Consider the following 25,099-nt stretch of genomic DNA (forward strand, 5'->3'; position numbering starts at 1 on the left):
CCCCTGGCGGTCCTGGTGGTCCTAGTCCGCCAGCAGCTTCTCCAGGGCGGGGCGCAGCCGCTCGTCGTGCAGCGCCCCGACCCGCACCTCGTCGCAGCCGACCCAGGAGGCCGCCTCGCGCAGGGCCGTCGCGAGCGCCTCGAGGTGTCGGGCGCCGCTCCCGCGGCCGTCCAGCGAGACCTGCCGGGCGACCAGGGTGCGCCCCTCGCGGGCCGGGTCGACCCGGCCGACCAGCCGGCCGCCGGTCAGCAGCGGCATCGCGAAGTAGCCGTGCACCCGCTTGTGCTTGGGCGTGTAGGCCTCCAGCCGGTGCGTCATGCCGAAGATCCGCTCGGTGCGGGGGCGGTCCCAGACCAGCGAGTCGAACGGCGAGAGCAGCGTGGTGCGGTGGCGCCCGCGCGGGGCGGTGGCGAGGGCGGCCGGGTCGGCCCAGGCCGGGGCCGGGGCGCCGTCCGGGCCCCAGCCGGCCACCTCGACCGGGACGAGCCCGCAGTCGGCGAGCACCGGGTCCAACTGCTCGGCGCGCAGCCGGTGGTAGTCCAGCAGATCGGCCCGGGTGGCCACGCCGAGGGCGGCGCCGGCCTGGGCGGCCAGGGTGCGCACACACTCCTCGTCCGACCTGTCCTGGCCGAACAGGGCGTCCGGGACGGCCTGTTCGGCCAGTGCGTAGACCCGCTTCCAGCTCCGGCGCTCGGTGCAGACCACCTCGCCGAAGGCCAGCGCCCGCTCGACCGCGATCTTGGTGTCGGACCAGTCCCACCACTCGGCCGTCTTCTTGGCGCCGCCCAGCTCGGTGGAGGTCAACGGCCCCTCGGCCCGCAGCTTGTCGAGCACGGCGCGGTACGTCCCGGGCTCGACCCGGCCGCCCCAGAGGTGGCCGCGGTCGCGGTAGCGGCGGCGCCGGAAGGCGAACAGCGGCCACTCCTCGACCGGCAGGATGCAGGCCGCGTGCGACCAGTACTCGAAGGTCGTGCCGCCGCCCCAGTACGCCGCCTCGACGGCCGGGCGGCCGACCGCGCCGAGCCGGGCGTACGGCACCAGCTCGTGCGAGCGGGCCAGCACCGAGATGGTGTCCAGCTGGACGGCGCCCAGGTGCCGCAGCACCCCGCGCACCCCGCCGCGGCGGTCGGGCGCGCCCAACAGGCCCTGGGCGCGCAGGGCGATCCGGCGGGCGTCGTCCGCGCTGAGGACGGCGACGGGGGCGGGGCGGGGGGCGGCGGCGGTCATGCCGGCGAGCGTAGCCCGGGGCACTGACAGCGCGGGCCCGGATCGGGCCGAGGGGCGGGGCCGCGGGCTCAGCCCAGGTCGGAGGGCAGCAGGGAGGCGATCCAGGAGTCGTGGAAGACGCCGCGCTGCTCCGCGTACGAGCGCAGGGTGCCCTCGAAGCGGTAGCCGACCTTCTCGGCGACCGCGCGGGAGCCCCCGTTGCCGACGTAGGCCACCCACTCCAGACGGCGCAGGCCGAGCTCCCGCAGGCCGAAGCGGGAGACGGTGCGGGCGGCCTCGGTGGTGTAGCCGCGGCCGCGGAACTCCTTCACGGCCCACCAGCCGATCTCGGCGCAGCCCGGGTCCTGGGGGCGCAGGACGAGGCCCTGGGCGCCGACCAGAGCGCCGGACTCGCGCTCGAACACGCACCAGACCCGGTGCGCTCCGGTGCGCCAGCCGTCGATCGCGAGATCGCGCACGAAGAACTCCGCGTCCTCGCGCCGGTACGGCGACGGGACGACCGTCCAGCGCTGGATCTCGGGATCCTGGCAGGCGGCGAAGACCGCGTCGATGTCGGATTCCCGCGGGGCCCGCAGGACGAGCCGCTCGGTGGTGAGGGTGACAGCTTCGGTGACAGCTTCGGTACCGGTTTCTTCCATGAACGGATTATTCGACGGTGTCGGAAAGCGGGCATCCGAATATCCGGCCGGTCCCGCGGGCGGCCAACTCTCCGACCCGCCGACCGTTTTGTCCCGGTGGACGGTGCTATCTGGCCATGTGCTCGCGCGGGTGACACGGGAATACCGTGCTGACGCACCTCCCGGGGGGTTGGACTCCTCGCATACGATGGCCCGTGCGGTGGGGTGGACCCGCCGTGCAGTCGTCCAGTGCCAATACAGGCAAGGAGCCCGCTCACGTGTCCGTCTTCGACAAGATCCTGCGCGCCGGCGAGGGCAAGATCCTTCGCAAGCTGCAGCGGATTGCCGCCCAGGTCAACTCCATCGAAGAGGACTTCGTCAACCTCACCGACGCCGAGCTGCGCGCACTGACCGACGAGTACAAGCAGCGGCTCGCGGACGGTGAGAGCCTGGACGACATCCTCCCCGAGGCGTTCGCCACCGTCCGTGAGGCCGCCAAGCGCGTGCTCGGCCAGCGCCACTACGACGTCCAGCTGATGGGCGGCGCCGCCCTGCACTACGGCTACGTCGCCGAGATGCGCACCGGTGAGGGCAAGACCCTCGTCGGCACCCTGCCCGCGTACCTGAACGCGCTGACCGGCAAGGGCGTCCACCTGATCACCGTCAACGACTACCTCGCCGAGCGCGACTCGGAGTGGATGGGCCGGGTGCACCGCTTCCTGGGCCTCGAAGTCGGCGTGATCCTGGGCAGCATGACGCCCGCCGAGCGCAAGCGCCAGTACGGGATGGACATCACGTACGGCACCAACAACGAGTTCGGCTTCGACTACCTGCGCGACAACATGGCCTGGTCGCAGGACGAACTCGTCCAGCGCGGCCACAACTTCGCGGTCGTCGACGAGGTCGACTCGATCCTGATCGACGAGGCCCGCACCCCGCTGATCATCTCCGGCCCGGCGGACCAGGCGACCAAGTGGTACGCCGACTTCGCCAAGCTGGTGCTGCGCCTGAAGATCGATCGCGACTACGAGGTCGACGAGAAGAAGCGCACCGTCGGCATCCTCGAGGAGGGCGTCACCCGGGTCGAGGACTACCTGGGCATCGACAACCTCTACGAGTCGGTGAACACCCCGCTGGTCGGCTTCCTGAACAACGCCATCAAGGCGAAGGAGCTGTACAAGCGGGACAAGGACTACGTCGTGATGAACGGCGAGGTCATGATCGTCGACGAGCACACCGGCCGCATCCTGGCCGGGCGCCGCTACAACGAGGGCATGCACCAGGCGATCGAGGCCAAGGAGGGGGTGGAGGTCCAGAACGAGAACCAGACCCTGGCCACCATCACCCTGCAGAACTTCTTCCGCCTGTACGACAAGCTCGCGGGCATGACCGGTACCGGCACCACCGAGGCCGCCGAGTTCCACCAGATCTACAAGCTCGGCGTGGTGCCGATCCCGACCAACAAGACGCCGCTGCGCATCGACCAGCCCGACCTGATCTACAAGTCGGAGCCGGCCAAGTTCGCCGCCGTGGTCGAGGACATCGCCGAGAAGCACGAGAAGGGCCAGCCGGTGCTGGTCGGCACCGTGTCGGTCGAGAAGTCCGAGTACCTGTCGCAGGAGCTGCGCAAGCGCGGCATCCCGCACGAGGTGCTGAACGCCAAGCACCACGAGCGCGAGGCGCAGATCGTCGCGCAGGCCGGCCGCAAGGGCGCCGTCACCGTCGCCACCAACATGGCCGGCCGCGGCACCGACATCATGCTGGGCGGCAACGCCGACCACCTGGCCGCCGCCGAGCTGGCGCAGCGCGGGCTGACCCCGACGGACACCCCGGAGGAGTACGAGGCCGCCTTCCCGGCCGCGCTGGAGAAGGCCAAGGCCTCGGTGAAGGCCGAGCAGGAGGAGGTCAAGGAGGCCGGCGGCCTCTACGTCCTCGGCACCGAGCGGCACGAGTCCCGCCGGATCGACAACCAGCTGCGCGGCCGCTCCGGCCGTCAGGGCGACCCGGGCGAGTCCCGCTTCTACCTGTCGCTGGGCGACGACCTGATGCGCCTGTTCAAGGCCGGCATGGTCGAGCGCGTGCTCTCGATGGCGAACGTGCCCGAGGACGTGCCGATCGAGTCCAAGATGGTCACCCGCGCCATCGCCTCCGCGCAGACCCAGGTCGAGCAGCAGAACTTCGAGATCCGCAAGAACGTCCTCAAGTACGACGAGGTGCTCAACCGCCAGCGCGAGGTCATCTACGGCGAGCGCCGCCGGGTGCTGGAGGGCGAGGACCTCCAGGAGCAGGTCGGCCACTTCATGGACGACACCGTCGAGGCGTACGTCCGCGCGGCCACCGGCGAGGGCTACGAGGACGACTGGGACCTGGACAAGCTCTGGACGGCGCTCAAGCAGCTCTACCCGATCACCCTGGACCTGGACGAGCTGGAGGACGAGGCCGGCGGCCGGGCCGGGCTGAGCCCCGAGTTCCTGATCAAGTCCATCCAGGAGGACATCCAGGCGCAGTACGGCGCCCGCGAGGACCAGCTGGGCGAGGAGATCATGCGCGAGCTGGAGCGCCGGGTCGTGCTGTCGGTGCTGGACCGCCGTTGGCGCGAGCACCTCTACGAGATGGACTACCTCCAGGAGGGCATCGGCCTGCGGGCCATGGCGCAGCGCGACCCGCTGGTCGAGTACCAGCGCGAGGGCTTCGACATGTTCACCGCGATGATGGAGGGCATCAAGGAGGAGTCCGTCGGCTACCTGTTCAACCTGGAGGTCCAGGTCGAGCAGCAGGTCGAGGAGGTCCCGGTCGAGGACGCCCAGGTGGTGCTCGACAAGCTGGAGAAGGACGCCGCCCGCCCGGAGATCAAGGCCAAGGGCCTGGAGGCCCCGAAGCCGCAGCGGCTGCACTACACGGCCCCCTCGGACGAGGTCGGCGGCGGTGTCATCGAGGGCGACTTCGAGGACCTCGCGCCGGAGGACGAGGGCGACGGGCTGACCCGCGCCGAGCGCCGCAAGGCCGCCAAGTCGGCCAAGGGCCGCCGCCGCAAGGGCTGAGCCGGCCGCCGGACACCAGTCAGGACGCCACGCAGGGCGCCGTTCCCGGACCGGGACGGCGCCCTGCGCCGTTCCATACCGCCGGGGGTGCGACGGGGTGCTCACCGGGCCTCCACGGCGGTGCACTGCCACTGCCCGGCCGGGCCGCGCTGCTCCAGCCGGAAGGCGACCATGTGGTGCCGCCGGCCGAGGTCGACCCGCACGCAGGCCTCGACCGCGTCCGGGGAGGGCGAGCGGTCGTGCACCGGCCCGAGCCTGGGGCGGTCGGCGGGGCCGCCGCGGCGCAGGGCGCCGGCCCGGACCAGTGAGGCGAGCTGCCCGTAGCCGGCCAGGCTGGTGTGCCGCGCCAGCTGGCCGGAGGGCCGGGCGCCGGTGAGCACCTCGACCAGCCGGTGGGCGAAGCGGGCGGCCAGCGCGCCGGGGTCGGGCCCGGGCCCGGGCGCGCCGGTGCAGCCGGAGCGCGGGTGGCGCGGCCGGCGGCCGGCCGGGTCGCAGCCGGTGGCGCCGCGCGGTCGGCGGTGCGGGCGGGCGGTGAGCCGGGCGTCGAGGTCGGGGCCGAGGCGGGCGGTGGGCCGGGCGGTGGGCTGGGCGTTGGGCTGGGTGCTGGGATGGGCGCTGGGCTGGACGCTGGGCTGGGCGGTGCAGCGGACGGTCACGGTGGTGGCTCCTGGACTGGGTGGTGCGGGTACGGACGGGATCAGGCTGGGGGCGTCCCGCGCGCGGCGGCAACGGGTTTCCGGGCCGGTGGGGGCGGGCTTTCGAATTCACCTATCCGGGTGAGGCGGCCAGTGCGGCGACGGGGCGGACGGGCCGTCCGCGGGCGCCCGGTTGACGTCCGGGGACGGCCCGTACGGTCCTAAAGGGGACGCTCCGGCTGGGCGGACCGGGTGGCGGCACCCGGCCGCCGCATGGCGCCGTACCGGCCCGGCACACACCATCGGAGCCTGACCGGGAGCGGACGGCCGGGCTCCCACGACGAGGGGCGGCCGGTCTGGCGACACGGGTGACGCCGGCCCCGGCGGCCGCGGGCACCGCCCCGCCCGCCGCGGGGGCTCCCCGGTACGGCCTGGTGCTGGGCGGCGGCGGGATGCTCGGCGCGGCCTGGACGGTCGGCGCGCCGTGCGCCGTCGAGGAGGCCACCGGACGGCGGCCCGACGGGGCCGGCGTCCTGCTCGGCACCTCGGCGGGCGCGGTCCTCGCCGCGAGCGCCCGCCTCCGGACCGGAGGTGATCACGGGCGTCCCCGCGGCGCTTATTCTTGGGGCGCTGGACAATCTGTGCCGCTGGACGAACCCCGCTGGACGAACCGGAGAGTGCCACCGATGCGCGTGTACGTGCCCACCACCCTGACCGGCCTGGCGGCGGCGCACGAGGGCGGCGCCCTGGAGCAGTCCGCCGCGTACGCCGTGACGCCCGCGCTGCGCGAGTGGTACGTCAGCGACGACCTGGAGGAGCTGGAGTACGCGGCGCTCAACCGGGCCGCGCAGTCCTCGCTGCGGCTGCTGGCCGCCGACCCGCAGGCCCCGTGCCGCCGGGTCGTGGTGGCGCTGGACGTGGCCGACGCGTCGGTGCGGCCCTTCCCGGGTGACGAGTACCAGGACCAGGCCTCGCTCGGCCGGGTGGTGCTGGCCGGCCCGGTGCGGCTGGCCAAGGCGGCCGCGGTGCACGCCGACGTGGCCGACGACGAGGTGGTCACGGACGTCGCCGCGGCGGTGGCGGCGGTGGCCGCGGCCGACGCGGGCGACCAGGACGCCCAGTTCGCCGTGGACGGCGCCGAGGACCACGACCTGCTCTGGTACGCGACCCAGGAGATCCCCGCCCTGCTCGCGTGAGTTCCGCCCTACCGGCGTGTCGCCCGTCCGGGTTACCGTTTCACCCCGTGCGCACTCACATCGTTTGGGACTGGAACGGCACGCTCTTCCACGACATGGAGGCCGTGCTCGGGGCGAGCAACGCCGCGTTCGCGACCATCGGCATCGGGCCGATGAGCCTCCAGGAGTACCGCGAGCAGTACGAGATCCCGATCCCCCGCTTCTACGAGCGCCTGCTCGGCCGGATGCCCTCCACGGAGGAGTGGCTGCGGCTCGACGACGCGTTCCACGACAGCTACCGGGAGCTCAGCCGGGCCTGCGGGCTGACCGAGGGCGCGCGCGAGCTGCTGGACGGCTGGCGGGACGCGGGGAACAGCCAGTCGCTGCTGTCGATGTACGAGCACGAGAGGCTGGTGCCGCTGGTCGACACCTTCGGCCTGACCGGCGGGTTCCTGCGGGTGGACGGCCGCAGCGGCCCGTCCGGCGGCCAGAAGGCGGAGCACCTGACCCGGCACCTGGCCGCGCTCGGCGAGCGGGTGGACCCGGCCCGTACGGTGCTGATCGGCGACGCCGCGGACGATGCCCTGGCGGCGCTGGCCGCGGGCGCCCGCGCGGTGCTCTACACCGGCGGTTCGCACACCCGGGAGAAGCTGGAGCCGGTCGGCGTCCCGGTGGTGGACAGCCTGGCCGAGGCGGTGGAGCTGGCCGGCCGGCTCAGCGGCTGAGCGCGCGGGGCCTGCCCGCGGACGGCGGACGTGGCGGGCGCCACGTCCGCCGTCCGCGTGTCTGAGCGGGCGGATCGGGCCCCGGCTGGTCAGGCTGGTGTCACACCCGACCAGCCGCCAGGACGGAGCCGCCATGCCCATCGACGCAGTCACCGAGGTGCCGGTCCCGGTCAACGAGCCGGTGCGGGCGTACGCGCCCGGCAGCCCGGAGCGGGACCGGCTGGTGCGACGGCTGGACGAGCTGGCCGCCGAGCAGGTCCCGCTGCCGATGACCATCGGCGGCGAGCAGCGCTTCGGCGGCGGCGAGCGGATCGACGTCGTCCAGCCGCACCACCACGCCGCCAAGCTGGGCGTGCTCGGCAACGCCACCCGGGAGGACGCCCGGGCGGCGGTGGACGCGGCACTGGCCGCCGGCCGGCAGTGGCGCTCGCTCTCCTTCGACGACCGCGCGGCGGTCTTCCTGCGCGCCGCCGACCTGCTGGCCGGCCCCTGGCGGGAGACGCTCAACGCGGCCACCATGCTCGGCCAGTCCAAGACCGCGCAGCAGGCCGAGATCGACTCCGCCTGCGAGCTGATCGACTTCTGGCGGTTCAACGTCCACTTCGCCCGGCAGATCCTGGCCGACCAGCCGATCTCCTCGCCCGGAGTGTGGAACCGCACCGACCACCGCCCGCTGGAAGGTTTCGTCTACGCGATCACCCCGTTCAACTTCACCGCGATCGCCGGCAACCTGCCCACCGCCCCCGCGCTGCTGGGCAACACCGTGGTCTGGAAGCCCGCGCCGACCCAGACCCTGGCCGCCTACCACCTGATGCGGCTGCTGGAGGCGGCCGGGCTGCCGCCCGGGGTGATCAACATGGTGACCGGCGACGGCCTCCAGGTCTCCCCGGTCGCGCTGGCCGACCCGGCGTTCGCCGGACTGCACTTCACCGGTTCCACGGCCACCTTCCGGTCGCTGTGGCAGACCATCGGCGCCAACATCGGCGGCTACCGCGCCTACCCGAGGATCGTCGGCGAGACCGGCGGCAAGGACTTCCTGCTGGCCCACCGCTCGGCCGACCCGGAGATCCTCAGGACCGCGCTGATCCGCGGCGCCTTCGAGTACCAGGGCCAGAAGTGCTCGGCGCTCTCCCGCGCCTACCTGCCGCGCAGCCTCTGGCAGAGGATCAAGGACGACTTCCTGGCGGAGGTGGACGCGCTCGCGGTGGGCGACGTGACCGACCTGTCCAACTTCATGGGCGCCCTGATCGACCGCCGCGCCTTCGAGAAGAACCGGGACGCCATCGACCGGGCGAAGGCCGATCCGACGATCGAACTGGCGGCCGGAGGGCAGTACGACGACGCGATCGGCTGGTTCGTCCGGCCGACCGTGCTGGTCTCCTCCGACCACCGCGGCGAGATCTTCCGGACCGAGTACTTCGGCCCGATCCTCGCCGTCCACGTCTACGAGGACTCCCGCTGGGACGACGTGCTCCGCCGGGTCGACGCCGGCGCCCCGTACGGGCTGACCGGCTCGGTGATCGCGCAGGATCGTTACGCCATCGCCCAGGCCGTCGAGGAGCTGCGCTTCACCGCGGGGAACTTCTACATCAACGACAAGCCCACCGGGGCCGTCGTCGGCCAGCAGCCCTTCGGCGGCGGCCGGGCCTCCGGCACCAACGACAAGGCGGGCGCCGCGCAGAACCTGCTGCGCTGGACCTCGGCGAGGTCGATCAAGGAGACCTTCGTCCCTCCCACCCACCACGGCCACCCCCACATGGGCTGAGGGTGAACTTCAGGCTCCGGTTTGGACATGCTGTCCAGGACGGACGCGACTTCCTGTGGGTTTGCGCCTACCTGTCCCTGTCCACCTTCGATTGATCCGGTTAGGCTGGCTGGCGTCGTCGGGTGGCTTGCAAGGCGAATGAGTCGTCCTACCCGCTGGGCGGGCGTTTCATGCGTGCCATGAGCCCCTTTCAGTCGGATGGTGCGGCAGGATTGCGGTGACCCGTCGGTGTACATCCACACACCACCGAGTCACGCAACGGCGCGCGACAGGAGCCAAGAAGTCATGCAGACCAAGCTGGACGCAGCCAAGGCCGAACTGCTCAAGAAGGCAGCCGCAGCCGCTGAGAACAGCCAGGTGGGGGGAGCGGCGCCGGGGGAGGGTCTGAGCAACGGCGCTCTGACCGCGTACCTGCACCACTACTACCTCCACACCGCGCCGGAGGACCTGGTCGACCGCGACACGGTCGACGTGTACGGCGCGGCCGCCTCCCACTACCGCTTGGGCCTCAAGCGCCCGCAGGGCACCGCCGAGGTGCGGGTGCACACCCCCTCGGTCGAGGAGAACGGCTGGTCCTGCGGCCACACCGTGGTCGAGGTCGTCACCGACGACATGCCCTTCCTGGTCGACTCCGTCACCAACGAGCTGTCCCGCCAGGACCGCGCGATCCACATCGTGATCCACCCCCAGCTGGTCGTCCGCCGTGACATCACCGGCAAGCTGCTGGAGATCCTGGACGTCGACGCGTGCTCCCGCAGCCAGGCCGCCGGCACCGAGTGGCCCGCCGACGCGACCGTCGAGTCGTGGATGCACATCGAGATCGACCGCGAGACCGACCGCGAGGACCTGCGCTCCATCGAGGCCGACCTGCGCCGCGTGCTCGGCGACGTCCGCGAGGTCGTCGAGGACTGGGGCAAGATGCGCGAGAGCGCCCTGCGCCTGGCCGACGAGCTGGCCGAGGAGCCCCCGGCCGGCCTGCCCGAGCAGGAGGTCGGCGAGGCCTGGGAGCTGATGCGCTGGCTCGCCGACGACCACTTCACCTTCCTCGGCTACCGCGAGTACGACCTGGTCGAGCACGAGGGCGAGGAGGTCCTCAAGGCCGTCGCCGGGACCGGCCTCGGCATCCTGCGCTCCGACCCGCACAGCCACGACGACGCCCACCACGCGGTCAGCGAGGCCTTCGGCCGGCTCTCCGCGCCGGTGCGCGCCAAGGCCCACGAGAAGAAGCTGCTCGTCCTGACCAAGGCCAACAGCCGTGCCACCGTGCACCGCCCGGCCTACCTGGACTACGTCGGCGTGAAGAAGTTCAACGCCGCCGGCGAGCCGATCGGCGAGCGCCGCTTCCTCGGCCTGTTCTCCTCCGCCGCCTACACCGAGTCGGTCACCCGCATCCCGGTCGTGCGCCGCAAGGTCCAGGCGGTCCTGGAGGACTCCGGCTTCTCCAGCGAGAGCCACGACGGCCGTGACCTGCTCCAGATCATGGAGACCTTCCCGCGGGACGAGATCTTCCAGACCCCGGCCTCCGAGCTGCTCTCCATCGCGACGAGCGTGCTCTACCTCCAGGAGCGCCGCAAGCTGCGGCTCTTCCTGCGCCAGGACGAGTACGGACGCTACTTCTCGGCCTTCATCTACCTGCCGCGCGACCGCTACACCACGCGCATCCGGCTGCTGATCACCGACATCCTCAAGGAGGAGCTGAACGGCGCCACCATCGACTACACGGTGTACGCCACCGAGTCGGTGCTGACCCGTCTGCACTTCGTGGTCCGGGTCGCCCCGGGCACTGAGCTGCCGCAGCTCACCGAGACGGACATCGAGCGGATCGAGAACCGCCTGGCCGAGGCCGCCCGGTTCTGGATGGACGGCTTCCACGACCAGCTGCACACCGAGCTGGGCGAGGAGAAGGCCGCCGAGATCGGCCACAAGTACGCCAACGCCTTCCCCGACGGCTACCGCGCCGACTTCCCGCCGCGCACTGCCGTCGCCGACATCAAGCAGATCGAGTCGCTGCACGGCGAGGGCGACTTCCGCCTGAACCTGTACCAGCCGGTCGGCGCCGGCGACGACGAGCGCCGCTTCAAGATCTACCGGGTCGGCGGCCCGATCTCGCTCACCGAGGTCCTGCCGGTGCTCCAGCGCCTGGGCGTCGAGGTGCTGGACGAGCACCCGTACGCGCTGCGCCGCTCCGACGGCACCACCGCGTGGGTCTACGACTTCGGCCTGAAGCTGCGCGAGGCCACCGAGCTCACCGACGAGGCCCGCGAGCGCTTCCAGGAGACCTTCGCCGCCACCTGGACCGGCAAGGCCGAGAACGACGGCTTCAACGAGCTGGTGCTGACCGCCGGGTTGACCTGGCGCCAGGCGATGATGCTGCGCGCGTACGCCAAGTACCTGCGCCAGGCGGGCTCCACGTTCTCCCAGGACTACATGGAGGACGCGCTCCGCAACAACACCCACACCACCCGCCTGCTGGTCAACCTGTTCGAGGCCCGGCTGAGCCCGAGCCACCGTTCGGGTGCGCTGGAGCTGACCGAGGGCATCCTGGAGGAGCTGTCCGGCGCCCTCGACGAGGTCGTCTCGCTGGACGAGGACCGCATCCTGCGCTCCTTCCTGCACCTCATCAAGGCCACCCTGCGGACCAACTTCTTCCAGCGCGCCGCCTCCGGCGAGTGGCACTCCTACGTGTCGATGAAGTTCGACCCGAAGGCCATCCCGGACCTGCCGGCCCCGCGCCCGGCGTTCGAGATCTGGGTCTACTCGCCCCAGGTCGAGGGCGTCCACCTGCGCTTCGGCAAGGTCGCCCGCGGCGGCCTGCGCTGGTCCGACCGGCGCGAGGACTTCCGCACCGAGATCCTGGGCCTGGTCAAGGCGCAGATGGTCAAGAACACCGTCATCGTCCCGGTCGGCGCCAAGGGCGGCTTCGTCGCCAAGCAGCTGCCGGACCCGTCGGTCGACCGCGACGCCTGGCTGGCCGAGGGCGTCTCCTCGTACAAGACCTTCATCTCGGCGCTGCTCGACATCACCGACAACCTGGTCGGCGGCGAGGTCGTGCACCCGGCCGACGTGGTGCGCCACGACGAGGACGACACCTACCTGGTCGTCGCCGCCGACAAGGGCACCGCGACCTTCTCGGACATCGCCAACGGCGTCGCCGAGTCCTACGGCTTCTGGCTGGGCGACGCGTTCGCCTCCGGCGGATCGGCCGGCTACGACCACAAGGGCATGGGCATCACCGCCCGCGGCGCCTGGGAGTCGGTCAAGCGCAACTTCCGCGAGCTCGGCGTCGACACCCAGTCCGAGGACTTCACCGTCATCGGCATCGGCGACATGTCCGGCGACGTCTTCGGCAACGGCATGCTGCTCAGCGAGCACATCCGCCTGGTCGCCGCCTTCGACCACCGCCACATCTTCCTCGACCCGAACCCGGACGCGGCCGTCTCGTACGCCGAGCGCCGCCGTCTGTTCGACCTGCCGCGCAGCTCCTGGGACGACTACGACAAGTCGCTGATCTCGGCCGGCGGCGGGGTGTACCCCCGCACCGCGAAGTCGATCCAGCTGACCCCGCAGGTCCGGGCGGCCCTGGGCGTCGAGGCGACCAAGCTGACCCCGGCCGAGCTGATGCGGGCGGTGCTCCAGGCCCCGGTCGACCTGTTCTGGAACGGCGGCATCGGCACCTACGTCAAGGCCTCCACCGAGACCAACGCCGAGGTCGGCGACAAGTCCAACGACGCCATCCGGGTCAACGGCGAGCAGGTCCGGGCCCGGGTCATCGGCGAGGGCGGCAACCTCGGCTGCACCCAGCTCGGCCGCATCGAGTACGCGGCCACCGGTGGTCCCGAGGGCACCGGCGGCTGGATCGACACCGACGCGATCGACAACTCCGCCGGTGTGGACACCTCGGACCACGAGGTCAACATCAAGATCCTGCTCAACCAGGTCGTCGCCGAGGGCGACATGACGGTCAAGCAGCGCAACGCCCTGCTGGCCGAGATGACCGACGAGGTCGGCCACCTGGTGCTGCGCAACAACTACGCGCAGAACGTGGTGCTGGCCAACGCCGTCTCCCAGGCGCACAGCATGGTCAACGTGCACGCCCGGATGATCAACCGCTTCGAGTCGGCCGGCCAGCTGGACCGCGCGCTGGAGTTCCTGCCCACCGAGCGCCAGATCCGTGAGCGCCAGCAGAACGGCCGCGGCCTCTCGCAGCCCGAGATGTCCGTCCTGCTCGCCTACACCAAGATCATCCTGGCCGAGGAGTTGCTCGCCACCGAGCTGCCGGACGACCCGTTCTTCCGCGCCTCGCTGCACGAGTACTTCCCCAGCGCGCTGCGGGCGAGGTTCGCCGACGCGATCGACAACCACGCGCTGCGCCGCGAGATCATCACCACGCTGATCGTCAACGACACGATCAACCGCGGTGGCTGCACCTTCGCCTTCCGCCTGAAGGAGGAGACCGGCGCGACCTACGAGGAGATCGCCCGGACGCACACCGCCGCGCGGGCCGTCTTCGACCTGGAGCAGATCTGGGCCGAGATCGAGGACCTGGACAACAAGGTCCCGGCCCGGATCCAGACCAAGATGCGGCTGCACTCGCGGCGCCTGGTCGAGCGCGCCACCCGGTGGATGCTCAACAACCGCCGCCAGCCGCTCGACATCGCCGGCACCATCGAGTTCTTCCACGACCGGGTCAACCAGGTCTGGGCCTCGCTGCCCAAGCCGCTGCGCGGCGAGGACCTGGCCTGGTTCGAGTCGGTGTACGACGAGCTCGCCGCGGCCGGGGTGCCGGAGGAGCTGGCCACCCGGATCGCCGGCCTCTCCTCGGTCTTCCCGACCCTGGACATCGCCGAGGTCGCGGACCGCTCCGGCAAGGACGTCGCCGAGGTCACCGACCTCTACTACGACCTGGGCGACCGGCTGCAGATCTCGCACCTGCTCGACCGCATCATCGAGCTGCCCCGCACCGACCGCTGGTCGTCGATGGCCCGGGCCGCGATCCGCGAGGACCTCTTCGCGGCGCACGCGGCGCTGACCGCCGACATCCTGGCCTGCGGCGCCGAGGGCGCCACCCCGGAGGAGCGGTACAACGCCTGGGCCGACCTCAACGCGACCCTGCTGAACCGCGCCCGGACCACCCTCGACGACATAAGGGGTTCGGACAACTACGAGCTGTCCAGCCTCTCGGTCGCGATGCGCGTCATCCGCACCCTGCTGCGCACCGGTTCGATGCGCTGACGAACGGCTGCACCGAAGGGGCCCGCGTCCACGGACGCGGGCCCCTTCGGCATGTGCGACCCAGGAGCACGGGCGCGGCCGGAAAGGCCCGGAGCGGCCGCCGGATTCCACAGGGTGACGAACGAATCACTCTGCGCGTGAACCGGGGTGTGCGGGAGACGTGTCCCTGTGGTTAACGCGGCATCACAAACTCCACCAATTGGCGGCAGAGTTCCCAGCGGATAGTGGAATTTCGCCCCAACTGCCCTTTTTGACGTCTGTTCTGACATGGCATGAGTTGCAGTAGGCTGACTCCGCGATAGGCGTTGCCGCAGGTCTCGTGCCGGACCGCACTTCGATGTGACGTGACATCAGGTGCCTTTCGGGGAGGTTCCGGCCGCCAGTCCCATTCGCGCTTCGGGGCCCGGACCGGCTCCACGCGATGCCACCTGAAGAGAGTTTCATGACGTCATTTGTGCAGGAACCCTTTTTCTGGGTCTTCATCGTGGTGATGCTCGCAGCCGTCGGAGCGGCCCTCCAGGCACGCAGGACGAACATCGCCCTGCGACGGCAGAACGCCTCCCTGGAGGAGGCGAGCGCCGCGGCCCAGCGGCAGCGCGACGAACTCGCCGTGCTGCACGACCGCCTGCAGGGCCAGCACGCGTCCGAGCTGTCGGCCGTCCGCCGGGACGCCGAGGAGGACACCAAGGCCGTCCTCAAGGCGGCGATGCGGACGCTGCAGGGCCTGGCCGACGAGCAGCAGGTCGTCATCGACAAGGTGCAGCGGAAGTACGGCGACAGCCCGCAGATCCTCGCCGACCTGATGACGATCGACCACACCAACAGCCAGTTCGGCCGGCGCGCCCAGGGCATCGCGGTGCTCTGCGGCGGCTGGCTCGGCCGCCGCGAGAGCGTCGCCTCGGTCTACGACGTGGTCCGCAGCGCCCAGGGCCGGATCCGGCACTTCGACCGGGTGCGGATCCACTCCCGGGTCAGCGTCTCGCTCGCCAGCAAGGTCGTCGAGCCGGTCGCCGTCGTGCTGTCCGAGCTGCTCGCCAACGCGACCAACTACTCCGCCCCGGACACCCCGGTGGAGGTCAGCGTCCAGGCCGTCCCCACCGGCGTCTGCCTGATCATCGACGACGCCGGCCTCGGCATGGGCCAGGAGGAGAAGGACCGCGCCTCGCTGCTCCTGAACCCGGGCGCGCCGATCAGCCTCACCAGCCTGGGCAACCCCCCGAAGTTCGGCTTCGCCGTCTCCGGCATGCTGGCCGCCCGCTACGGCTTCCGCGTCTCCGTCGACTCGGTCTCCCCGTACGGCGGCGTGCGGGCCGTGGTGCTGCTGCCGGCCGAGCTGCTCAGCAGCGAGGTCGCGGCCCCGCCCTTCGCCGAGCACACCGACTACCAGGCCGCGCCGGTGGAGCAGCCCGCGCAGGCCTGGGCGCAGGCCCCCGGCCAGCGGCTCGTGTCGCTGTCCGAGCCGACGGCTCCGCTGGCCCCGGTGCCGGCGCCGCACGCGGCGACGGCCGGACCGGAGACCACCGCGGACGGCCTGCTGCCCCGGCGCCGCCGCCAGCGCCCGGTGTCGGTCGTCCCCACCCCGCAGGACCCGGGCAGGCCGGAGGAGCTGCGGAGCACCGGCCAGCACACGCCGTCCCGCCTCGGCGCGTTCCAGCGCGGCACGCTGTCCGGGCGTAACACCATGACCACGGAAGGAACCGAGATCCAGTGAGCCGTGATCTTTCCTGGGTGCTCAACGACGTACTCCAGGTACCCGGCGCCCGGCACGCCATCCTCGTCTCCGCCGACGGCCTCCTGCTCGAGCGCTCCAGCGAGATCGGCCGTGACGAGGCGGAGACCAACGCCGCCGCGATGAGCTCGATGCAGTCGCTGAGCCGCGCGGTCGCCCCGTTCGTCGGCGGTGGCGGCGGGGTCTGGCGCCAGACCCTGCTGGAGTACGACCACGGCTGGATCTTCCTGATCGCGGCCGGCAGCGGCGCGTACCTGGCCGCCTCCACCGCCCCCGACGTCGACATGGAGGCGATGTCCTTCCGGATGCAGCAGCAGGTGGGCGCACTCGGACGGGCGATGTCGGCGGCGCCGCGCCAGAGCACGTACAGCGGCTCATGACGGTCGGCGGCGAGGAACAGAGGGTCACGGGCGGGTTCATCCGCTCCTACGTCATCACGGGCGGGCGCGAGTTACCGAACGCGGACGACCTGTCTCTGATCACCCTGGTCACCGTCGGGCCCGGGCAGGACCTCCCCGGCCTGCCGAGCCCGGAGACCCGGGCGATCTGGGAGCTGTGCTCCGGCGGCTACCTCTCGGTGGCCGAGGTCGCGGCCCGGCTGGAGCTGCCGGTCGGGGTCGTGAGGCTGTTGCTGACGGACCTGATCCGTGAGGGACGGCTGCTGCGCCGGTCGGCCCCGCCCCCGGCCCAGGCCCCGGACCCGAGACTTCTAGAGAAGGTACTGCATGGACTTCAACGCCGGTTCGCCTGAGGACATCTACGTCCCCGGCGCGGTGACGACCGCTGTCAAGATCCTGGTCGTCGGGCACTTCGCGGTCGGCAAGACGACGCTCATCGGGGCCCTGTCGGAGATCGCTCCGCTGAGCACCGAGGAGAGCATGACCCAGGCGTCCGTCAGCGTCGACGACCTCCGCGGCGCACCGGACAAGAAGACCACGACCGTCGCCCTGGACTTCGGCCGGCTGACGCTCGGCGACGACCTCGTGCTGTACCTGTTCGGCACGCCGGGGCAGCAGCGGTTCATGCAGCTCTGGGAGGACATGGCGCGGGGGGCGCTGGGAGCGCTGCTGCTGGCCGACCCGACCCGCCTCGCGGACACCTTCCCCGTCATCGACCTGATCGAGCAGTACGGCCTGGAGTACGCGGTGGCCGTCAACAGCTTCGACCGGCAGAGCGAGTACACCGAGGACCAGCTGCGCGAGGCGCTCGACCTGCTGCCGCACACCCCGGTGGTGTTCTGCGACGCACGGGACCAGCGCTCCTCGGCCAACGCGCTGCTGACGCTCGTCCGGCACCTGCTCGACCGGGCCTCCTGACCTCCCCCACGCCTCCCCCTCCCCCCTCCCGGGTCCGCACCCGCCCGGGGCCACCTCCAAGGAACGACCCATGGAATCTCTGCAGCGACCCGTCCCGCAGTCGCCTCCGCCGGGCTGCCCGATGCACGCCGGCGTGAGCACGCCGCTCTACGGGGAGATGTTCTCGGCCGACCCCGGCGCGGTCTACGACCGGCTGCGCGCCAACGGTCCGGCCGCGCCGGTGGAGTTGGCGCCGGGGGTGGACGCCACCCTGGTCACCTCGCACGAGGCCGCGCTGCGGGTGCTGCAGAACCCGGGGATGTTCGCCCGGGACTCGCGGCGCTGGGCGGCGCTGAACGAGGGCCGGGTGCCGATGGACAGCCCCGTCCTGCCGATGATGTTCTACCGGCCCAACTGCCTCTTCACGGACGGCGCCGAGCACCTGCGGCTGCGCAAGGCCGTCACCGAGAGCCTGGAGCGGCTCAACGACAGCCGGCTCAACCGGCACGTCGAGCGGATCGCCGGCTACCTGATCGACCAGTTCAGTCCGTTGGGCCGGGCCGACCTGCTCAACGACTACGCCAAGCTGCTGCCGCTGCTGCTGTTCAACCAGCTGTTCGGCTGCCCGGCCGACATCGGTGACCGGCTGACCCGCAGCATGTCCGCGCTCTTCGACGGCCTCGACGTCATCCAGGCCAACGAGGAGCTGAACTCCTGCCTGATGGACCTGGTCGCGCTGAAGCGCCGCCAGCCCGGCGACGACATCACCTCCTGGCTCGTCCAGCACCCGGCCGGCCTGCGGGACGAGGAGCTCAAGGACCAGCTGGTCATGCTGATGGGCGCCGGCGTCGAGCCCGAGCGCAACCTGATAGGCAACGCGCTGCTCCTGCTGCTGTCCGGCGAGGGCGGCTCCGGGCTGCGCATCGAGGACGCCCTCGACGACGTGCTGTGGAACAACCCGCCGATCGCCAACTACGCGACGCACTACCCGATGCAGGACCTCAACCTGGGCGGCGTCCCGATGGACGCCGGCAGCCCGGTGGTGATCAGCTTCGCCGCCGCCAACAGCGACCCGGCGCTGACCGACGCGCGGCTGACCCTCAGCAAGGGGGCCCACCTGGCCTGGGGTGCGGGACCGCACGCCTGCCCGGCCAAGTCCCCGGCCCAGCTGATCGCCCTGAGCGCCATCGAGTGCCTGCTCAACGCGCTCCCGGACGTCACGCTCGCGGTGCCGGCGGAGGACGTGGAGTGGCGCCCGGGCCCGTTCCAGCGCGGCCTGGTCTCGCTCCCGGTGCGGTTCAGCCCGGTGGCCGCCCGCACCGTGGGGACGGCCCCGGCCGCGGACACCGTCCCGGCCCCGGCGCCGGTCGGCCTTGAGCAGGCGCAGGCGTACCCGCAGGCCGGGGCCGTCACGCCGGCCAGGGCTCCGCAGAAGAAGGGCTGGTGGAGCTCCTTCCTGGACGTCTTCCGGCTCTGAGACGTCCCTGGGGTTCGGTGAGGGGTTCCGGCACCGCGGCCAGGGGTTCCGGCGCGCCCGCGCGGGGCCCCGGCCCGTCGCGCCGCCGGAAGTCGTCCGGTCACCGCGGGGTGAACGGTGTGTGACGACGGTGCGGTACGTGACAGGGGCAACACGGATCGACGCTTGAGCGCGCTGTTGCTGGGTAGTACGCCGCCGTACTGCCCGCCCGCGTGTTGAAGGAGCCCGTGTGACCGCCATGTTGGAAGCCCGCCCCGCGGAGTGGGAGCGTGCTGACGGAAGGGCCGACCGACGCGCCGCCGTCCCGCTGCTGCGCAGGCTGCGGTCGGCCGAGGGGCTCGCCGACCCGAGCCCGGTCTACGACGAGCTGCGGGCGCTCGGTGACCTCGTCCCTGCGCCCTGGGGCGGCTACCTGGTCACCGGCTACGAGGCGTGCGACCAGGTCCTGCGCGGCAGGACCTGGCTCGTCCCCGACTTCGCCTGGCAGGAGCGGCAGACCGGGACGGAGCGCTGGGAGGCCGTCGCCACCCGGGAGATGAGCCGGACGCTCTCCCGGCTCAACGCCCCCGAGCACACCCGGCAGCGGCGCAGCCTCGGCAGCCTCTTCGACCGGAACACCCTGCGGGCCATGGCGGCGGACATCGAGGACGACGCGGCCGGGCTGCTCGACCGCCTGGCCGAGCGAATACGGACCGACGGCGAGGCGGACTTCGCCTCCGTGGTCAGCGAGCAGCTGCCGATCGGCACAATCGGGCGCTGGCTGGACATCGCGCCGGCGGACTACCCGCACATCCTGACGATGACCCACAACCAGGTGCACGCCCAGGAACTGCTGCCCACCAAGAGCCAGCTGGCGATCTCCGAGCAGGCCACCATGGAGCTGCGCGAGTACTTCACCCGGCTCGTCCGGGAGCGCCGCGAGAAGGACGGCGACGACGTGATCGCCGGCTGGATCCGCACCTGGGACGCGCTGGAGTCCGACCGTGAGGCCACCGACCGGATGGTCTACCAGCTCACCATGTTCGTCACCATCGCCTCGCTGGAGACCACGGCGACGCTGCTCTCCTCGCTGGTGTGGCAGCTGCTGCGCACGCCCGGCCGGTGGGAGTGGCTGCGGGCGAACCCGGAACACATCGACGAGGTGATCGACGAGGCGCTGCGCTACGACCCGCCGATCCGCGTCAACAGCCGCGTCGCGGGCGAGGACACCGAACTGGCCGGGGTGTTCCTCCCCAAGGACACCATGGTCCACGTGATGTACGGCGCGGCCAACCGCGATCCGCGCCGCAACCCGGACCCGCACACCTTCGACCCGCTGCGCCGGGGCACCCACCTCACCTTCGGCGGCGGCGCCCACTACTGCCTCGGCGCGGGCCTGGCCCGGCTGGAGGCGCGGGCCCTGCTCGGACAGCTGCTGGAGCGCTTCCCGACGCTGCGGGCGGTGAGCCCGCCCGAGCACGCGCCCCGGATGGTGTTCCACCGGGTGACGTCCCTGAGAGTCGCCGCGTGAACGTCTCCCCGCAGGCTCCCCGGTACCCCTCGTACGCGATGCAGCCCTCGTACGTCCCGCAGCCTCCGGCGGCGACCGCCTGGTACGCCCGGCCCGAGCCGGCCCCCGAGCCCTTCGTCGCGCCCGAGCCCGTGGTCGCTTCTGTGGCCGCGCCCGAGCCGGCGCCACCGGCCCGTACGGTCCGTTCCGAGCTCCGGGGCGCGGTGCTCCACGTCGAGCTGGACAGCCCGGAGACGGGCAACGCCGTCACCTCGGCCATGCTGGACGAGCTCCTCGCCGTCCTCGCCGCACCCGACCCGGCCGTGCGGGTGATCGTGCTGTCCGCGGCCGGCCGGGACTTCTGCCTCGGCGGCGACCGCGACGAGCTCTTCGCCGGCCTGGACGAGGACCCGACCGGCGGCCGGATACGCAGCTACGGGGACCGGGCCCGCCGGGTCTGCGAGGCCCTCACCAACAGCCCCGCCGTCACCGTCGCCCGGGTGCAGGGCCGGGCGACCGGCGCCGGCTTCGCCCTCGCGCTCGCCTGCGACCTGCGGGTCGGCGCCGACAACGCCGTCTTCCGGCTGCCCGAGCTGGCCCTGGGGCTTCCCGTCGCCTGGGGCGGGCTGCTGCCCCGCCTGCTGCACGAGGTCGGCGCGGCCCGGGTCCGCGAGATCATCCTCACCGGCCGCCCGGTCGGCGCGGTGGAGGCGCGGGAGCTCGCCATCCTGCAGCGCGTCGTCGCCGAGCCGGAGCTGGACGAGGCAGTGGCCGAGTGGGCCCGTCCCATCACGCGCCGCCCCGAGGCCGCCCTGCGGGTCACCAAGACGCTGCTCGCCTCGCACGCCTCGGCCACCCGGATGGCCGACGCCTCGGTCCTGGACTCCGAGCTGATGGCCTCGGTCATCGCCGCCGCCCACTACACCCGCAGTCTCGGCGCCCGGCCTCCGGTCGGCTGACCGGTCGTCGGACGAAAGGGAGGGCGGGCCCGCGTCACCGGCGCGGGTTCACCCTCCCTTTCGGTAACCCATTGTGAATTCTTCCCGGATGTTCGCTACTGTGTGCGAGCAACGAAGGGGAGGATCGTGGTGGGGAAGACGCGCAACACCCGTGCGGCGATAGCGGTTCTGACGATGGCTCTGGTCGCGGCCGGGGTGGCGGCCTGCGAGGGCGACAAGGGCGGCGCCGCGGCGGCGAGCACACCGCCGCAGCCGTTCGGCGCCGGCGGCTACCGGGGACTGCAACTGTCGATGACCAAGGAGGAGGCGCTCGCCTCCGGGGCCCTGGAGAGCGCGCCGGTCTCCGTGCTCAACGGCTGCACCGACTACGCGTACAAGGGCGGCCCGGCTCCGGACCAGGCCCGGATGGCGACCGAGGCGGACGTCCACGCGAAGGCCGACAAGGCGCTGGCCAGGATCGACGAGATCAGGGCGAAGCGGAAGACGATACCGCCGCTGGCGCCGGGGGCCTCGCTGAAGGAGATGCAGGAGCACAGCGCCCGCCTCCAGGAGCAGCTCCAGCAGGACGCCGCCGACCAGGCGGAGATCACCGCGCTCGACAAGGACCTGGACCTCGTCGGGCCCGCCCGCAAGGCCCGGGACGAGGCGTTCCGGGCCACCGGCCGGGTCAACTTCGGCACCAAGGGCCTGCGCCAGCTGGTCGCCCCCGCGGAGGCGAGGACGGCCGAGGGCGTCGGCGCCGGCTCGACGGAGGAGCAGCTCAAGCAGGCCTACGCGGGCAAGGAGCTGAAGCCGGCCGAGGGCGGCACCTACGAACTCCCGGCCGAGAGCGGCAACGGCGGCCCGGACTGGTTCTACGAGTTCACCGTGGCCGAGGGCAAGGTCGTCGCCCTCGCCCTGGTCAAGCACGGCACCTACTGCTCCTGAGAGCCGGCCGGGGTTCCCGGCCGGTTCGGCGGCCCGTCGGGAACCGGGCGGGGCCTGCGGACAGGTGGGGGTGTGGAACTGTCACAGCGGGCGCGATTGAGGAGCGGGGACCAGTGGGCCTTCGGGGAGCTGTTCGATGAGACGGCGGACGACCTGTACCGGTACGCGGCGCGGGTGCTGGGGGACCGGGCGGCGGCGGAGGACGTCGTCCAGCTGACGTTCCTCGAAGCGTGGCGGCTGCGCGGCAAGCTGCGGGAGGACGACGGGCCGGTGCGGCCCTGGCTGTTCGGGATAGCCGCCCACGTGCTGCGCAACACGACCCGGGCCGCCCGGCGGCACCGGGCGGCGCTGGCGCGGATGCCCGACCGGGGCGTCCTGCCGGACTTCGCCGAGGAGTTGGCCGGACGGCTCGACGATGACGCCCGGCTCGCCGCCGTCCGGCGGGTGCTGGGCGGGCTGCGGACGGCCGAGCGCGAGGCGTTCGGCCTCTGCGTCCTGGCGGGCCTGGACTACGCGAGCGCGGCCGAGGCACTCGGGGTGCCGATCGGCACGGTGCGCTCCCGGCTCTCGCGCGCCCGTACCAAGCTGCGCGCGCTGACGGACGAGGAGCTCCGGAGCGGGCGGGAACTCCCGCCGGGCACCGGACAGGTACGGGGTGGCCGCAGCGGAGCGGCCGGGTCGACGACTCCTGGGAGGACCCGATGAACCCGATGAACGAGGACGAACTGCTGCCGACGCCCACGGGACCGGGGCTCTCCGCCGACCGCCGGCGGCAGCTGCGGGGGCACCTGATGAGCGAGTTCGCGCGCGGGTCGGTGACCACGCCCCGGCGGATCCGGCTCGGCTGGGTGGCGCTGCCGGCCCTGGCGGGCGGCCTGGCGCTGGGCCTGGTGCTGGGCGGCGTTCCGGCGGAGCGTGGCGCCGACCCGATCCGGCCGGTCGCGGCCGTCGTCCTGGACCGCGCGGCGAAGGCCGCCGAGCAGCAGCCCGCCCCGGCCGCGCGCGGGGACCAGTTCGTCTACGTGAAGAGCCTGGACGAGTGGGCGAAGTCGGAGGGCGAGGCACCGCGGACCCGGGAGGACTGGCTGTCCGTCGACGGCAGCAAGCGGAACCTGCTGCTCATCGACGGGCACCTGCCGAACCCCGGAGGAAGCGGCGAGCACGGGGAGGCCGAACCCGTGCCGTACGCCGGGAAATTCGGCAGCTACGCCTACGTCGCCGCCCTGCCGACCGACCCGGACGCGCTGCTGGCCAAGATCCACGCGGATACCGCGGGCCTCGGGCCCGGCCCCGACGAGGAGGCGTTCAGGACCGTCGGCGACCTCCTGCGCCTGCAGATCGCCCCACCCGCCGTCAGCGCCGCGCTCTACCGGGCGGCGGCGAAGATCCCCGGCGTCACGGTGATCGACGAGGTGACCGATGCCGTCGGTCGCCCCGGCGTCGCGGTCGCGCGCCGGGACGGCGGCGGGAAGGTCGAGTCCCAGTGGATCTTCGACCGCGTCGACTACACCTTCCTCGGCGAGCGAACCGTGGCTCTCACCGACGGTGCGACCTTCAAGAAGGGCGACATCACGGGCCAGATGGCCGTCCTCGCCCGCGCCGTCATCGACCAGCCCGGCACCCGTCCGTAACGGTCTCAGGCCGGCTGAGGCCGCCCACGCAGCGCCGCGCGCGCCCGGGCCACGCCCCTCGGGGTGGCCCGGGCCCCGCTGCCCACGGCGACGGTTCTCGTGCCGAGGCCCGCGCAGGCGCGGCAGATGCCCGGCCGGGGCACCGGGTCGTGGCAGCGGCCGCACTCGGCGTAGGGGGCGGGCGGGGCTTCGGGGCGTTCCGGTGGCAGCTTGCGCCGCAGGCGGTCCCGGAGGATCGCCGCCGGGCAGTGCATCGGCTGCGGCAGCCCGGGGATCAGGGCCTGGGCCAAGTCGGCCTCGTCGCAGCCCCGTTCCAGCCATTGCGCGACGAGCGGCGCCAGCGCCTGCGCCTCGGCCTCGCCGAGGCGCAGGCGCGGCTCGGGCCTGATCACCCGGAACAGGGTGGCCACGGCTGCTCGCGTCCGTTCATCCGGGAGGGTGGGTTCTTGTCCCGGTTTCTTTACGGGAGGGGTGACAGTGCCGCCGGTGCCCCCTCCGCCGGAAGCCGGGCGGGGGACAACCGGTGTGGACTGCGGGGTGTCGTAGACGTGGGCCTCGGACCGGACGGTGCCGTCGGCCCTCCGGACCTTGTCGACCCGGTAGTACCCGGCGTCCTTGAGTTCCTTGAGCGCCCGCCGGACCGCGCCCCGCCCCTGCGGACTGCTGTCCGCCATCTGCCGCCCGTCCTCCCGCCACCCGTCGGGCCGGGAGAGCAGGTCGGCGAGGAGGCCGCGGGCGGTGTAGCTGAGCCGACGGTCCTGCAACAGGCCGTTGGGAAGCACGGTGAACGCGCGCGTATGAACGCTACGATGAATCTGCATCTGGAGTTGCTCGCTCCTGGTGCCCGACCCCGGGGTGTCTCACCACCGCCGGGGTCTCCTATGTTCTGTTGATGATGCGGAAAGTAGCACATCGGTTACGTGGAGTGCGAACCGTTTGTGAATTCCCGGCTGCCCGCCGCAGGTCAGGCACGTTCGAGGAGCCTGCGCACGGACTGCCCCAACCTCCGTAGCAAATATGCCGACTTCCTGCGCAGCGAGGGGGTTTCGAGATCAGCTGCTCTGGCGGGCCCCGCCCCCCCCTGCCGGGGGCCCCCAAACCCCTTTTCCGGCGGGGCCGCGTGTGTTGCCACAAGAACGCCCACCCTCTGGACCAATCCCCGTAGCCCTTTTTTT

Annotated in this window: 19 protein-coding genes; 15 read left to right on the forward strand and 4 right to left on the reverse strand. The window is 72.2% G+C overall.

What is annotated here, in order from left to right:
* Positions 1-21: 21 nt before the first annotated feature.
* Both ACZ5OX_RS25095 and ACZ5OX_RS25100 read right to left on the reverse strand, forming a co-directional pair.
* A complete protein-coding gene (locus ACZ5OX_RS25095; protein WP_465633160.1) occupies positions 22-1,227 on the reverse strand; it encodes a winged helix-turn-helix domain-containing protein in 1,206 nt (401 codons plus the stop codon).
* Positions 1,228-1,295: 68 nt separating this feature from the next.
* A complete protein-coding gene (locus ACZ5OX_RS25100; RefSeq protein WP_465633161.1) occupies positions 1,296-1,865 on the reverse strand; it encodes a GNAT family N-acetyltransferase in 570 nt (189 codons plus the stop codon).
* A 257-nt stretch (positions 1,866-2,122) separates the two neighbouring features.
* Between ACZ5OX_RS25100 and secA the strand changes: the two genes are divergently transcribed.
* On the forward strand, positions 2,123-4,885 hold the full coding sequence (gene secA, locus ACZ5OX_RS25105) for a preprotein translocase subunit SecA (RefSeq protein ID WP_465633162.1): 2,763 nt from the start codon (positions 2,123-2,125) through the stop codon (positions 4,883-4,885).
* A 101-nt stretch (positions 4,886-4,986) separates the two neighbouring features.
* Here the strand turns inward: secA and ACZ5OX_RS25110 are convergent, their stop codons facing one another.
* Positions 4,987-5,541: an Rv3235 family protein gene (locus ACZ5OX_RS25110; RefSeq protein WP_465633164.1), complete on the reverse strand. Its 555-nt coding sequence runs from the start codon at positions 5,539-5,541 to the stop codon at positions 4,987-4,989.
* A 665-nt stretch (positions 5,542-6,206) separates the two neighbouring features.
* On the opposite strand from ACZ5OX_RS25110, the gene ACZ5OX_RS25115 reads away from it, so the two are divergent.
* The 14 genes from ACZ5OX_RS25115 (at position 6,207) to ACZ5OX_RS25180 (ending at position 23,924) form a co-directional block, all read left to right on the forward strand.
* On the forward strand, positions 6,207-6,716 hold the full coding sequence (locus ACZ5OX_RS25115; protein WP_465633166.1) for a DUF6912 family protein: 510 nt from the start codon (positions 6,207-6,209) through the stop codon (positions 6,714-6,716).
* Between the two features lie 47 nt (positions 6,717-6,763).
* The gene (locus tag ACZ5OX_RS25120; RefSeq protein ID WP_449793043.1) at positions 6,764-7,420 is read left to right on the forward strand and encodes an HAD family hydrolase; all 657 of its coding nucleotides are present in this window, start codon (positions 6,764-6,766) and stop codon (positions 7,418-7,420) included.
* Between the two features lie 139 nt (positions 7,421-7,559).
* Positions 7,560-9,185 (forward strand): L-glutamate gamma-semialdehyde dehydrogenase, encoded by a 1,626-nt coding sequence (gene pruA, locus ACZ5OX_RS25125; protein ID WP_392881349.1) that lies wholly within the window; start codon positions 7,560-7,562, stop codon positions 9,183-9,185.
* 285 nt (positions 9,186-9,470) lie between these two features.
* Positions 9,471-14,417 (forward strand): NAD-glutamate dehydrogenase, encoded by a 4,947-nt coding sequence (locus ACZ5OX_RS25130; RefSeq protein WP_465633168.1) that lies wholly within the window; start codon positions 9,471-9,473, stop codon positions 14,415-14,417.
* A 442-nt stretch (positions 14,418-14,859) separates the two neighbouring features.
* Positions 14,860-16,128 carry a histidine kinase gene (locus tag ACZ5OX_RS25135; RefSeq protein ID WP_465633170.1) on the forward strand — a complete coding sequence of 423 codons (1,269 nt, stop codon included), beginning with the start codon at positions 14,860-14,862 and terminating at the stop codon, positions 16,126-16,128.
* A complete protein-coding gene (locus tag ACZ5OX_RS25140; RefSeq protein WP_392880879.1) occupies positions 16,125-16,526 on the forward strand; it encodes a roadblock/LC7 domain-containing protein in 402 nt (133 codons plus the stop codon). The genes ACZ5OX_RS25135 and ACZ5OX_RS25140 overlap by 4 nt, the downstream gene beginning before the upstream one ends.
* Positions 16,523-16,897: a DUF742 domain-containing protein gene (locus tag ACZ5OX_RS25145; RefSeq protein ID WP_449793046.1), complete on the forward strand. Its 375-nt coding sequence runs from the start codon at positions 16,523-16,525 to the stop codon at positions 16,895-16,897. Before ACZ5OX_RS25140 ends, ACZ5OX_RS25145 begins: the two co-directional genes overlap by 4 nt.
* Positions 16,872-17,462: a GTP-binding protein gene (locus tag ACZ5OX_RS25150; RefSeq protein WP_402407016.1), complete on the forward strand. Its 591-nt coding sequence runs from the start codon at positions 16,872-16,874 to the stop codon at positions 17,460-17,462. The genes ACZ5OX_RS25145 and ACZ5OX_RS25150 overlap by 26 nt, the downstream gene beginning before the upstream one ends.
* Before the next feature lie 70 nt (positions 17,463-17,532).
* The gene (locus ACZ5OX_RS25155; RefSeq protein ID WP_465633172.1) at positions 17,533-18,918 is read left to right on the forward strand and encodes a cytochrome P450 family protein; all 1,386 of its coding nucleotides are present in this window, start codon (positions 17,533-17,535) and stop codon (positions 18,916-18,918) included.
* A 238-nt stretch (positions 18,919-19,156) separates the two neighbouring features.
* Positions 19,157-20,428, forward strand: a complete 1,272-nt coding sequence (locus ACZ5OX_RS25160) for a cytochrome P450 (protein WP_449793056.1) — start codon at positions 19,157-19,159, stop codon at positions 20,426-20,428.
* Positions 20,425-21,366 carry an enoyl-CoA hydratase/isomerase family protein gene (locus tag ACZ5OX_RS25165; protein ID WP_465633173.1) on the forward strand — a complete coding sequence of 314 codons (942 nt, stop codon included), beginning with the start codon at positions 20,425-20,427 and terminating at the stop codon, positions 21,364-21,366. Before ACZ5OX_RS25160 ends, ACZ5OX_RS25165 begins: the two co-directional genes overlap by 4 nt.
* A 126-nt stretch (positions 21,367-21,492) precedes the next feature.
* Entirely contained in the window at positions 21,493-22,293 is an 801-nt protein-coding gene (locus tag ACZ5OX_RS25170) for a hypothetical protein (RefSeq protein WP_465633175.1), read from the forward strand.
* 72 nt (positions 22,294-22,365) lie between these two features.
* Positions 22,366-22,998, forward strand: coding sequence for an RNA polymerase sigma factor (locus ACZ5OX_RS25175; RefSeq protein ID WP_465633176.1), 633 nt, complete (start codon positions 22,366-22,368; stop codon positions 22,996-22,998).
* On the forward strand, positions 22,995-23,924 hold the full coding sequence (locus ACZ5OX_RS25180; protein ID WP_465633178.1) for a CU044_5270 family protein: 930 nt from the start codon (positions 22,995-22,997) through the stop codon (positions 23,922-23,924). Before ACZ5OX_RS25175 ends, ACZ5OX_RS25180 begins: the two co-directional genes overlap by 4 nt.
* A 5-nt stretch (positions 23,925-23,929) precedes the next feature.
* Here the strand turns inward: ACZ5OX_RS25180 and ACZ5OX_RS25185 are convergent, their stop codons facing one another.
* Positions 23,930-24,745 (reverse strand): hypothetical protein, encoded by an 816-nt coding sequence (locus tag ACZ5OX_RS25185; protein ID WP_465633180.1) that lies wholly within the window; start codon positions 24,743-24,745, stop codon positions 23,930-23,932.
* Positions 24,746-25,099 lie beyond the last annotated feature (354 nt).

The sequence above is a fragment of the Kitasatospora sp. NPDC032121 genome (genome assembly GCF_055580145.1).